At 40.3% G+C, this 13,659-nt stretch carries 8 protein-coding genes; all 8 read right to left on the bottom strand.

Going from position 1 to position 13,659, the window contains the following annotated elements; genetic code table 11:
- Positions 1–10: 10 nt before the first annotated feature.
- The 8 genes from BLS24_RS04595 to BLS24_RS04560 all read right to left on the bottom strand — a co-directional run bounded on the left by BLS24_RS04595 (position 11) and on the right by BLS24_RS04560 (position 13,645).
- On the bottom strand, positions 11–2,062 hold the full coding sequence (locus BLS24_RS04595; protein WP_091756579.1) for an alpha-L-rhamnosidase-related protein: 2,052 nt from the start codon (positions 2,060–2,062) through the stop codon (positions 11–13).
- A gap of 225 nt (positions 2,063–2,287) precedes the next feature.
- Positions 2,288–5,116, bottom strand: coding sequence for a pyruvate, phosphate dikinase (gene ppdK / locus BLS24_RS04590; RefSeq protein ID WP_091756578.1), 2,829 nt, complete (start codon positions 5,114–5,116; stop codon positions 2,288–2,290).
- Positions 5,117–5,316: 200 nt separating this feature from the next.
- Positions 5,317–6,141 carry a glycerophosphodiester phosphodiesterase family protein gene (locus tag BLS24_RS04585; RefSeq protein WP_242872231.1) on the bottom strand — a complete coding sequence of 275 codons (825 nt, stop codon included), beginning with the start codon at positions 6,139–6,141 and terminating at the stop codon, positions 5,317–5,319.
- Positions 6,142–6,432: 291 nt separating this feature from the next.
- On the bottom strand, positions 6,433–7,113 hold the full coding sequence (locus tag BLS24_RS04580; protein ID WP_091756574.1) for a hypothetical protein: 681 nt from the start codon (positions 7,111–7,113) through the stop codon (positions 6,433–6,435).
- A 32-nt stretch (positions 7,114–7,145) separates the two neighbouring features.
- The gene (locus tag BLS24_RS04575; RefSeq protein WP_091756572.1) at positions 7,146–8,621 is read right to left on the bottom strand and encodes an MBOAT family O-acyltransferase; all 1,476 of its coding nucleotides are present in this window, start codon (positions 8,619–8,621) and stop codon (positions 7,146–7,148) included.
- A gap of 26 nt (positions 8,622–8,647) precedes the next feature.
- A complete protein-coding gene (locus tag BLS24_RS04570) occupies positions 8,648–10,129 on the bottom strand; it encodes a hypothetical protein (protein WP_091756570.1) in 1,482 nt (493 codons plus the stop codon).
- A gap of 30 nt (positions 10,130–10,159) precedes the next feature.
- Positions 10,160–12,238, bottom strand: coding sequence for a glycosyl hydrolase 115 family protein (locus BLS24_RS04565; RefSeq protein ID WP_242872230.1), 2,079 nt, complete (start codon positions 12,236–12,238; stop codon positions 10,160–10,162).
- A gap of 126 nt (positions 12,239–12,364) precedes the next feature.
- On the bottom strand, positions 12,365–13,645 hold the full coding sequence (locus BLS24_RS04560) for a sensor domain-containing diguanylate cyclase (protein WP_176764330.1): 1,281 nt from the start codon (positions 13,643–13,645) through the stop codon (positions 12,365–12,367).
- Positions 13,646–13,659: the final 14 nt, after the last annotated feature.

Below are 13,659 nucleotides of genomic sequence, written 5' to 3'. Positions count from 1 at the left end.
AGCAAAACGCTCAAGTCATCTTTCGTTTTTCATCCACCGTAATTTCTCCGTTTACGGTTTTGACACAGCACTTCACATATTTTAATTTTCCTAAATGCGGCCTGACGATATAATCCTTAAATCCAACATCAGTCGGACGGATTCCCGCAATGTATTTGGCCATTGTAATAAGCGGGCCTCCAGACCATGCATGATTTAAAGTGCCATTCTTATTCCAGTACTCCCATAATGTGGAATAATCTTCTTCTACCATTTGTTTATATCGACGTTTTATACGAAGCATGGCTTCATCAATGTATCCCATTTCACACAGTGCATCTAATACATATTTTTCCATGTAAGGGCTGGAATTTTCTACAGTCTGCAAAATATAAAGCATTCCCTTATAGTTTTCAGGTTTTGCTAATCCAGATAATACAGCCAAAGCATTTGCTCGGTCATCAGGAACTCCATTATCAGTATTATGGTAATAGGAACCATCCTTTAAGAAATACTTATCAAAATTCTTCTTTATAGACTCCATCCTGTTTGTGTAAAATGCTATATCCTCTGTGTGCCCTAAAAGTTCAGCCATTTTCATGCCGCTATCAAGAGCCATATAGTACCAGCAATTATCCATTACCTTGATATCTGCATTTGCTCCCCAATCAGCCCAATCCCAGCTTCCGGTTCTATGAAGTACAAGACCATCTTCTCCCATCTCAAATGCCTTCAGATAGTCTTTTGACATATCATAAGCCGTTGCTGGTATACTGACATCACCAGTGTATTCATAGTAATAATAAAATCCCCAAATACCTGCCAGATTTTGCATAGGAAGTTCAAACTGATCTGTACCAGAAGGAACAACCGTCAACATTTTTCCAGTATGCTCCCACCATCCAACAAGAGAATCAACACCTTTTTTGTATAATAAAAGCGCTGACTCATTCAGGCAGTAAAGAGACATCTGCATCTCAATATTGACATCTCCCCACCACTGCGTACGTTCTCTGTCGGGACAATCCATGAAAGTATCTCTCATGGTAACATATAGCGTTCTGAGACATTTTTCCCATAATTTATTATAGAAAGCATCATCACATTCAAATCTGCCAACAAATTCAGTATTATAGCCTGTCTCACGGTAAGACAAGCCATGTACTGTAATTCCGGCTGGAATGTGATAATATGCTCTTTCTCCATTCATCCAGCCAAAAGCTTCAAATCCCTGATGTCCTTCTTTGGTATAATAAACCGCCATCACAGACTTATCCTTTGTTTCTCCAACTTCATAATTGTCAGAACAGATCTTTATCTTAAGGCCCGCTGGTGCAGAGATTTCAAGGATTGGCAAAAACTGCGCGTTGTGTGGAAGTTTCATTTCAAACACAGAATCTTCAGAAACAATAGTATCACTCACATCACTCGAATTTAGATATTCAGTTATCCCATAATCTTTTAACTGAGGTATGATTCTTTTTTCCAGTTGTCCCCATCTATCGCGTAAATAAACATCAGCATCATCCCAAAACGAAAAATCATAATCACTTTGAAACCAATTCTCTATATTCATGGAAGCATCAAAATAGAGATTGGGCTCCGCTAATCTAAAATTCACTGGAGGATCAGCTGGATCCGGTCTTACAAAGGCCTGATGTTTACGAGCTTTCCAGGACGAATCGGAAATCAGATTATAATCTGGAAGTTCCATTGCAAACATCAATCCGCCCCTCCCACTGGAAAGATGGGAAAAGCCGCTTTTTCCAATGTACCAAACCAATATTGCAAGATGATTTATTCCATCCACAAGATGTTCTGACAGATTCACTTCATCAAAGTAAGTTCCTTCAGGAGATGGTCCTCGTTTTAATCCGCCTTCCCTCACTACCATTGTTCCATTAACATAAAGCCAGTACTTAGAATCAACTGCAATTTGCGCAATTGCCCTTATCCCGGAATTGGATTTCCATGTGAAATCTTTGCGAAAGCAAATCCAAGTATTTTCTTCATTTTCACCTTCAAGCCATATAAGATCTGCTTGTTCTAGTATTTCATGCTTACCATTTTCAATCATAGACATTCTGGTATATCGCTCCCCTATATCTCACTATCTAAAAGCATCGTTTCAATTATACATAATCCACTATCATCATGGAATACCCGCCTTATATGATAATTTGCCATCCACACTTTTGGGAAATCCGCCAGCCTGAAGTGTGCTCTTGTTCATCCTTCGGATTTTTATGTTTAGCAAAAAAGAGGACTGTCAAAGACAGTCCTCTCAAAATAGCATAGATACTATTTATTATTTATTCTTAGAATCGTTGTAAGCCTTCTTTGCAGCTTCGAATCCAGCCTTAAGTCCCTCAAGACCAGCCTTAGCTACTTCTGCTGACTGCTGTGCAAGATCCTTAGCGATCTCCTCAGCCTTCTTTGCAGCATCCTCAAGCTTAGCCTTTGTCTCATCATCTACAACGCTCTTGCTTGAAGCCTTGCTTGCCTTCTCGGCGATAGCAGCCTGTGCTGCAGCAAGTCTAGCAACAGGTACACGGAATGGTGAGCATGATACATAGTCAAGACCAATCTTGTGGCAGAACTCAACTGATGAAGGATCTCCACCGTGCTCTCCACAGATACCAACGTGAAGTGATGGGTTAACTGGCTTACCAAGCTTAAGTGACATTTCCATAAGCTTACCAACACCTGTCTGGTCAAGCTTAGCAAATGGATCGTTCTCGAAGATCTTTGTGTCATAGTAAGCATTGAGGAACTTACCAGCATCATCACGAGAGAATCCGAATGTCATCTGTGTAAGATCGTTTGTACCAAAGCAGAAGAAATCAGCTTCCTTAGCAATCTCATCAGCTGTAAGAGCAGCTCTTGGGATCTCAATCATTGTACCAACTTCATAATCAAGCTTAGCACCTGCAGCAGCGATCTCAGCATCAGCTGTCTCAACTACTACCTGCTTAACGTACTTAAGCTCCTTAACCTCACATACAAGTGGGATCATGATTTCAGGCTTAACATTCCAGTCAGCGTGTGCCTTCTGAACTTCAAGAGCAGCACGGATAACTGCCTTAGTCTGCATCTTAGCAATTTCAGGATATGTAACTGCAAGACGGCATCCTCTGTGACCCATCATAGGGTTGAACTCGTGAAGTGAGTTGATGATAGCCTTGATCTCGTCTACAGACTTGCCCTTAGCATCAGCAAGCTTCTTGATCTCGTCCTCTGTTGTAGGAACGAACTCGTGAAGAGGTGGATCAAGGAATCTGATTGTAACTGGGCATCCCTCAAGAGCTTCATAGAGCTGCTTGAAGTCGTTCTGCTGATAAGGAAGGATCTTCTCAAGAGCAGCTTCTCTCTCTTCTACTGTATCTGAGCAGATCATCTCACGGAATGCAGCAATTCTGTCTTCCTCGAAGAACATGTGCTCTGTACGGCAAAGACCGATACCCTCAGCACCAAGCTCTCTAGCCTTCTTAGCATCAGCAGGTGTATCAGCGTTTGTACGAACCTTAAGTCTTCTGAACTCATCAGCCCAAGCCATGATACGTCCGAACTCACCAGCGATCTGAGCGTCAACTGTTGCGATCTGACCATCATAGATGTTACCTGTTGTACCATCGATTGAAAGGAAGTCTCCCTCGTGGAACTCTTTTCCACCAAGTGTGAACTTCTTGTTCTCTTCGTCCATGTTGATGTCGCCACAACCTGATACGCAGCACTCACCCATACCACGAGCAACTACGGCAGCGTGTGATGTCATACCGCCACGAACTGTAAGGATACCCTGAGCAGCCTTCATACCTGTGATATCTTCTGGAGATGTCTCAAGACGTACAAGAACTACCTTCTCGCCTCTTTCAGCCCAAGCTACAGCGTCATCAGCTGTAAATACAACCTTACCGCAAGCAGCTCCTGGAGATGCACCAAGACCCTTTCCGATTGGTGTTGCAGCCTTAAGAGCAGCAGCATCAAACTGTGGGTGAAGAAGTGTATCAAGGTTTCTAGGATCGATCATTGCTACAGCTTCTTCTGGAGTCTTGTGTCCCTCATCAACGAGGTCGCAAGCGATCTTAAGAGCAGCTGGAGCTGTTCTCTTACCGTTACGGCACTGAAGCATGTAAAGCTTCTTGTTCTCTACTGTGAACTCCATATCCTGCATGTCATGGTAGTGATTCTCAAGAGTCTCACAAACCTTGATGAACTCAGCATATGCTTCTGGGAATTCCTTCTCCATCTGAGCGATTGGCATAGGTGTACGAACACCGGCAACTACGTCCTCACCCTGAGCGTTGATAAGGAACTCACCCATAAGTTTATTCTCACCTGTTGCAGGGTCACGAGTAAATGCAACACCTGTACCAGACTCATTGTTAAGGTTACCGAATACCATAGGCATTACGTTAACAGCTGTTCCCCATGAATATGGGATATCGTTATCACGACGATATACGTTAGCACGAGGGTTATCCCATGAACGGAATACTGCCTCGATAGCGAGCTTAAGCTGCTCTACAGGATCTGAAGGGAAGTCTTTTCCGAGCTGCTTCTTGTACTCAGCCTTGAACTGCTCAGCAAGTTCCTTAAGATCTGCTGCTGTAAGATCTACGTCAAACTTAACACCCTTCTTCTCTTTCATCTGATCGATGAGCTGCTCGAAGTACTTCTTACCAACTTCCATAACAACGTCAGAGAACATCTGGATGAAACGACGATATGAATCGTATACGAAACGCTCGAATGCAGGATCAGGATTGCCCTTGATCATTGCTGCTACTACGTCGTCGTTAAGACCGAGGTTAAGGATTGTATCCATCATACCAGGCATTGATGCACGAGCACCTGAACGAACTGATACAAGAAGAGGATTCTGAAGATCACCAAACTTCTTACCGTTGATCTCCTCCATCTTCTTAACGCCGTCCATAGCCTGAGCCATGATCTCGTCGTTGATCTTACGACCATCCTCATAATACTGTGTGCAGGCCTCTGTTGTGATTGTGAAGCCCTGTGGTACTGGAAGGCCAATGCTTGTCATCTCTGCTAGGTTAGCACCCTTACCACCGAGAAGGTTACGCATTGTCATGTTACCTTCGCTGAACATATAAACCCACTTGTTCGCCATGTTTTTTACCTTTCTTACCGATTCTATATTTAATCGGTACCCTTACTTTTTATTATAATCACTGTGCTAGTTATCATAAGCTTCCGCAATGATATGTAATTGCTCTAGCCTGTGATAATACAGCTTGAAACACTTACATATCACCACGCAAGCTGTTCCATAATAAACTGCACAGAAATTACCATGATAAGAACAAAAGCTTAAACTCTTGGCCCATTCTGAGGAATGAAACTATCAAAGATGTAAACATCAAAGTGTTTCTTAGCCTCTGTAAGCTCTGATTCGCTCTTTATCGTCCAGGCAGCTGCTGTACTCTTGTACAGGTTCTTGCAAAGTCTCCTTGAACAATTAGCATGATACTTGTGATTAAAAGCTATAAAATCAGGCTTGGTCAAAAAGTTAAGCAAAAGATTGGTGAGTATGAAATACAATACTCCCTTAAACTCTTCTGGCTTTTCTCTATGGAAGTCATCTGAAAGCTGACCTCTGAATACATCAGGATGTTTTCTCCTGAACCAGAAAAGTCCCAGTGGGTTAAAGGACTCAATGCAATATATTCCGTTGTAATCCCTCAACAAACTGTCTACAATTGGACAAACCGATAAATCTGTAAGTTCGATCTTAAGCTCTATGATAAGGGGAACCTTACCACCTACCATCTTAAGAAAGTCTTCAAATTTAGGTATCTTCTCCTCCGAATCAAGAAGATGGAAATTCATGAGCTCTTCGTAGGTATAATCGATCACCTTACCTTTTACCCCAAGGCTACCATCAGGATTCCTAACGGCATCCCCTACTTCATGTCCCTTGTCATATCTGGCAACTCTAGCCAAAGTGAAATCGTGGAATACAACCGGGACATTGTCTTTGGTAAGCTGAACATCACATTCTATACCATATCCGCCCTCTACAGCCTTCTTAAAAGCTGCCATAGAGTTCTCTGGAGCCATAGACTTATTGTCATGCAATCCTCTGTGAGCATACAAGACTTTGGTAAATGGTTCCCTTGAAGGTCTCTTTATCATTCTAGGCATTATCATAAAGAAATATAAGACTGCCAAAACAACGAAAAATATAAGTAAAACCCTCAAAAACAGCATGAACATCACTTCCTAATTACAATTTAAAGCCTCGTTAAAAAATAAACGCGACGCGTCCGCTAAATATTTTACAGCCTTCTTCCGTATAACGCAACCATTTATTTATTAAATGTGTAGCTTTTGCTCTAAAAATTTTATCCTGTTTTTGTATGCTTCTTACAATAAAATAATCCTATCTGGTTTTCGCCAGATAGGACTAATGTTCAAAAATCACTATTATATGAGGTCTATTCTATCAATCGAGAAAAGGCAAGGTATTACAAGGAAATTGCTTCCCTCTGCTTTAGTCCTGTCAAAATGCAACTCAGGATCTACATTAAGCCACTTATTTATCACTTCAGATTCTTCATCTGAATTTTTGATATTTACGTTATTTCTAGGCTCCTCATAATATGAGAACAAAATATTCTCATGAACAGAGATAAAAGCGTACTTATCTCCCTTTAAAAGCCCCTCTTCTACTATAGCGTTATGATACATGATGTATGAAGGAAGCTTATGAGGATATACAAAAGCAATCCTTCCGATGCGCTGTTTCTGAGCTGAAGTTCTCTCATGCTCCCACTTATCAAGATCATCTTCTGGAATATGATGATAATAAACGTTTATCATTGGAGCAAAAAATCTATCTCCATCCTCTTCTGGCCAAGGCTTTAAATAAGGCTTTAAGTCGGCCATAAGAGCATCAACGTCCATTGCTTTTTCATGAAGCTCCCCGACGATCTCCTCAATATATAAAAAGCCCATGTCCTTATATCTGTAAAAAGAAGCATTGCAAAGCTTTCCATTACTGATAAGCTCTAAAAGTTCCTGTTTGCATCTATCTAAGATATTATCAAGAGGCATATCGCCTCCCATTAGTTTAAAGCTGCATCTGTACTGTGATCTTCGTATCATTCCCTACTCCTCCAAGTAAAATAATATAAGCATTAAAAACTGGAATAGATAAATGTAGCTGCATCGTACCCTGGTCCCCAAACTCCGCAGGTAACCACAAATATGATCGCTACAATATATATGAGCCATCTAAGCCACAGGCTCTGTGCTACTATCCTGTCTCTGATGACAATGCCCTTTTTGCCAAATGCGTCAACTATCACCAAAAGAACTAAAGACATGATAACAAGTCGTACATCTGCTTCAGCCAGGCCAAGTGTAAACAAAGTACCATCAGTAAGGCTCCAAAGTGTTACCTTCCACATATGTGTTAGTACATAGATTGCTGTTTCAAAGGTGTCTGCTCTAAAGAATATCCATCCGATATTAACCAGCATAAAGGTAACAAGTATCTTTAGAAGGTGGTGTGAAAAGCTCTCTCTATCAATCTTAAATACTGCTACAAGCTTATCTCTAACTGGCTTTAGCACAATGCCAAGAACCTGAAATACTCCATGAAGAAGTCCCCATACTACAAATGTCCAAGCTGCTCCATGCCAGAGTCCGCTAACTGCAAACACTATCATGAGATTAATAAGCTTTCTCACATACCCCTTTCTGTTACCACCAAGAGGAATGTAGAGATAATCTCTAAACCATGTAGATAAAGAGATATGCCATCTGCGCCAGAATTCTGCAACTGACTCAGAAAGATATGGCTGCGAAAAGTTGTCCATGATCTTGATACCCATGATCCTTGCTGTTCCAATGGCTATACATGAATATCCTGCAAAATCGCAGTAGATCTCAAAGGTATAAAAGATAGTTGCCAAAAAGAGCACTGTACCTGTGTATGAAGAAGGAGACTCATATACCTTATTTACAAGTACTGCTAGTCTATCTGCTATTATGATCTTCTGAAAATATCCCCAAAGCATCAAAAGAAGTCCATCTCTCATAGCTTCATAAGAAAAGCTCTTGGGTTCCTTAAACTGAGGAAGCATATTTCCAGCTCTTTCTATAGGTCCTGAAGTGATCTGTGGAAAGAATGAAATAAAAAGTGCTAGCCTAAGATAGTTCTTTTCAGCAGGGATCTTGCCCCTGTAGCAATCAATGAGATAACCAATACTCTGGAACAGATAAAAAGAAATTCCGGCAGGAAGTATTATATTTACTACCGGCATGGTATCTGAAAGTTTAAAAAGACTTACTATATTTCCGACTGTTTCAAGTAAAAAGCCTGTGTATTTAAAATATCCTAATAAGCAGACCAAAAGCACTATGCTAAGTACAAGACAAAGCTTTGCTGTTTTAGGTGCCTTTTCCTTATTTTTTTCGATAAGAAGTCCTGCGCCGTAGGTAACAAGCGTTACTGCGATCAAAAATACCAGGAATTTGCCGCTTACGATATAGTAAAAGGCCATGCTCGCCAAAAGAAGCCAGATATATCTGACTTTCTTTGGGATAATAAAATATATGAATATGGTCCCCATGATAAAGATCAGGAACTGAAGTGATACAAACTGCATTTCATTCCTCCATACTAGCTAGTAGATCATCTTTCTTCGTAGCTATAATCAAAGCTCTCGCCCGTGTAATACTGATGGGAAGATACCTCCCCCTCTTCAAAAAAGATTATCTGAACATCTGAATAAGCAAATTCGTCAGAATAAAGGTAGTTCGTTTCCTTATCATCTCCAATGTTCATGATCCTATAAAGGTCGCTTACGCCCTCATAGGTGATCACACCATCTGATGTTTCGATCACCTTTTCTTCATCATCACCTGCAAACTCTGTAATATTTCCATGATCTGAGATCAAGAAGTATGAGGATTTAGAAGCTATTGCTTCATCGAGCTTTTCTCCTGCTCCAAAGCTCTTTAACTGTCTCATGAGCACATCATCTGCGTAAGCCACAGAACCGCCTCTTATACTAAAAGCAAACGATGTTGAATCTCCATCTAGTTTCATCATAATAAGCTGAGTATGGATGTCTGCATTCCCTGTAAGGGCGCTTTTTTGACTATCATAGAACTCATCTGCGCACTTTTGCCAGGTAGCATACTCTGCGTCGCCTCTGTGATCAGCAAGGTCAAAGTTTTCTTTTAACCAGTTTCCAATATATCTGGTAACCTTGGTAGCCCCCAAGATATTAAGGTGTCCAGCATCCATGAAATCAAGTCCATAATCCACAACATCAGGGATCTCAAGCATGTTAAGGCAAGGAATGCCATATTCAGAAGCTATCTGGCTAGCAGTATGAGCAGCCGCCTGATTCTCTGCCATAGCAAGGAAAGGCACTGTAACTATGGCTACCTTGATGCCTCTTATCTGACAATCGTCAATGATCCTTCTAAGGTATGTGGTGCCTACTGTCTCTCTATCAAGAGTTCCTGCGCCATAATCTGTATAAGTAAAGCCATCTGAATGCATGACATATTTCATCTCAGCACCCATGAACCTATTGATGTCTGCATTTCCAGTAAGTCTGTTAAAGTCGTCAGAATCAAGCTCTTTCCATCTGTCATGATAAATAATGTAATCAAACAAAAATGGATATTTCTTGGCATCATCCTGGAACATGTCATTTATAGCAAGGATCTTGGTCCTTGTAAGCGGAAATCTGTCGATATTAAGATGAAGCTCATCGCTGTTAACATTAGCATTTGGATCATCCACATATCTGACGTCATTTTCAAGCATATAGGCATCGATCACCACAAGATCAGGTATACGTCTCTCAAGGGCAAGTCTGAACTGCCAATAGCTTGATAAAAGGACGCTTCCATATCCGCCAAGGTTATAGGCTGTGATCCCCTGCTCATCATAGAGCTGAACAGGATTGATACCATTTATTACATGAGACGACCCCAAAAAGAACACATCTACATGCTCTTTTTCGGCTTCCTGTATATACATCTCATTTTTTATATAGCTGGATTTACGCTCAACAACAAGCGCCACTGCCATAAAGCAAAATAATAAGATCAGCAAAAAAGCTACTGTTTTTGTAAATAGTAAGAATTTTCTTTTCATACAAACCCCTGAATAAAATTTATCACTTCATTATAGCATAAGTTCAAAGAGTTCCTGGTCTGTTAAGTGCTTTCTGATCCTTAAGATCAAATGCACTTTGTTGCCACCAGCACCCTGCTGATACATTCTCTGCCACTTATAAAAATGCGGTCCATCGCCGTAAAATCTTACAAAAGACATAAGTCCGCAAAGAACATAATAAGACTGCCTTATATCTGCTTCGCAGTCGTTGTTAAAAAAGCCCTTAAATATGCCTTTTTCTGCATTTCTCATTTCTTCATAGCCTGTTTTAAAGGCTTTTGCTGCAAGGCCTGCTTCATAAAAAGCTCCAAGATAGTCAGGTTCACCTTCTTTATCCTGTCCTTGTGAAATACAGTCTATTACTTCTCTCTCAGCCTCATTTTCAAGTTCTGGATCTTTATCTACAAGGCATTTTAATATGGCATCACAGGTATGAAGTGCACCAAGATAGCTATAGTAATGGTATTTTACCTGCCAGATAAAAAGGTCTTCTAGCCTGTCTTTATCCGTTCCTTCAAGTCTGTCCAAAAGCTCAAGGCACTTATCAAGATACTCTTTGTAGCCTTCTGCGCCCCTTTCAATGATAGGCCTATAATCTAAAACTTGCTCCTTTAAAGTCTTTTTATCAGAAAACCACTTCCACTCATCGGCAGCTTTAGTTTTTGATGGAGCTTTTTGGTCAAAGGCAGTAACAAAGCCTGTTGTAAGAACTCTTGCTCCATGATTTGTAAACTGCTCTCCAGCGTGGTCATCTGCATTTGGACCGTAGGATGGGCAGTAAGAAGCCCACTTCTTGTAAAGAGCTGCTATTTCTTTTACATTCTTTTCTTCAAAGTAGCTCTTGCAATAGTCATATGTATAGCCTTCTGCATAGGCTTCATAGTCAGTATCACTTGGCTCATCTTTCCAAAGCCTTGCCAAAAGATCAAGGTAATAGGCATGGGGCTTAATATTTGAACAGTTAATGATCCAGAAATCATCAGCTTTTTTGTCATATACATTAGAGATCTCTTTTACCACAAAGGCTGGGGAGTTTGGAAGCATGGTCATCTGGGCCGCAGCCTGAAGATCATAAAAGGAAGCATGATAATAGATTCCATGCCTGCCACCAGCGTTATCCTCAGGAAGTGCATATATCCTAGGATTGTGATTGCCCTGTCTTCTAGATACCATCTTGCCAAAGCCATTGTCAGCCCAGATAAAGATCACATCCTCAGGAAGATCAAGAAGCCCCTTCTTGTATAGCTCCATAGTCTCCCCATAAAGATTGGTGCAGCAGATTGCATTATCATCATACTCTTTTACAAGGTCATACTGCCTGCGGATAAGCTTACTCATAAGTTTTCCGCGCTTTTCATCTGTGTCATAGGCTGGATCATCAGACCAAAAAGGCCTGTCCCCCTGCCCTCTAAAGCCAAGATTCCAGATAACCTTTTGATCCTCCTGAGTGATCAAAGCTTCTCTCCAAAGCTTCTCAAAAAGCTCTGGATACTTGTCATATGAGGCATCAAGGTCAGGATAAGCCCTTGCAAACATCTTGGCTCCAAGAGGCTCTGCGTGGTGATGGGTTATCCATAGTCCCATCTTAGAAGCAAGCTTATTGTAAATATGGGCATTTTCGTCTGTCCCTGGAATAGTCATATTGCCTCCACAGCGAAGAAGCGCTTCAAAAGCCATCTCCCAGGGCTTTTCATTATCTCCATCAACTTTCCAGTCATCGATCAAAACTTCATCATTTACAAACCAGCCCCTAAACTTAACCCTGTAAGGCCTAGATTCATAGTAATAATCATCAGGAATCTCTACTGCTTCTTTTTTATGAAATTCCTGCTCATTCCAAAACCAAAATTCATTTACTCCAAGGAAATTTTTGCTGACAAAATAGATTCCATAGATAAATCCAAGATCATCAGAAGCTGATATCACAAGGGATTTTAGGCCTACTGCGCCTTCTTTTATCTCTTTTACCCTGATGACAAAGCATTCCTTTTGAATATCTTCTACATGGTTAAAAGAAATAACAAAACCCTCTAGTTCTGAATCAGATAATGTATTTTGAATATCCCTTTTTAAGGCATTTACAGCCATCAAGACTGCCTCTGATAAATGTGATTCCCCTATTATTTTCGAATTACACGTGATCATTCCCCATTTTTCCCTTCAAAAAAAATACAACTATTAAAGATAGTATCATAAAAAAAGTGGCTAGAGTATCTATTCTCTAGCCATTTTTGATTTTAATTTATCTTCATACATCAGAGCATCTGCCCTCTTAAATACATCATCCATGGAAACATCCTTTTTACTGTCAAAAACCGCCATTCCTATAGCAGCTGAATACCTCTCCCATGGTTCTTTACTCTCATCTGCAGAAGTTAATGCAAATATTGCTTTGAGCTTTTCTAAAAGCGCATCTTTAGTTTCGTAATCCTTATTTTCCAAAAGAACCACGAACTCATCGCCACCTATTCTAAATACCGGAGAGTGATCATATACAACGCAGATCTCATGACAAGCGCCAAAGATGTAGTCATTTCCATGCTCATGACCAAAGCCATCATTGATCTTTTTTAGATTATTAAGATCTACCATCACGATACCAAATCTGGCTTTTCCTTTTATGATATCATCATCAACTCTTTCCTTTGTCTTGTCGTACCAGGCTTTATTCTTTACATGAGTAAGCGCATCCTGGTAAGCCAGCATATCCATATGATTTACCTTATTTCTCATGTCTTCTACTTTATCTTCTGCATCAAGAACGCTGATAACATATTTTCTCATGTCATCAGACATCTGTATAACTGCATTTGATAAAGATTCAACTTCATTTTGGGTATGGATTTCTGGAGGATCATACTTTAATTTCTCAGGATCCTTTTGATCATGCGAAGTCTTAGCGAAAGCAACTACGCTCTTTTCAAGCTTACTGATGGGCTCTGTGATGTTTTTGTTGAGCCACATCATAAAGATTGTTATGAACATTATAGCAAGTGCCACAATAAGTATTACGTTTACAGCAGTATGAAGCTTTATGGTATTTCTAAGTTCAGATACTTCTATATCCACGCAAAGAACTGCAAACTTATTGCCATCTGGATCAATAAGAGATTTAAGCCCTGTATAGTCATATCCCCAGGCACTAAAATCCTTAAAAAAAGTTATATCTGAGCCATCGTTTTCATTCATGGCATCATAATAAAGCTTTAATTCATCCAGCTCATAATCATCATAGGCTACAGAACACAGATAATATCCATCAGGTTCAAACTCTCTTCCATACTTGGTATCTGCTGATAATATATTTACCATACAGGGTTCGTCGCCCATGATCGGATAAACAATGTAAAGATAGTGAATATCAAAGTCTTCCATTATGCCGTCCATAAAATCCATAAGTTCCTTGTACTTATCGGATTCCACTTCTGTTCTGACACACTCTGAAAGATCCTCGATATCAATATGATTCTCAACGTAATTTATAATGTCTGTCATTCTCTCTTCATAAG

The organism is Butyrivibrio sp. INlla18 (genome assembly GCF_900103635.1).
Classification (GTDB): domain Bacteria; phylum Bacillota; class Clostridia; order Lachnospirales; family Lachnospiraceae; genus Butyrivibrio.
The sequence above is the reverse complement of the archived record's forward strand: the minus strand, read 5'-3'. Positions and strand labels throughout refer to the sequence as shown.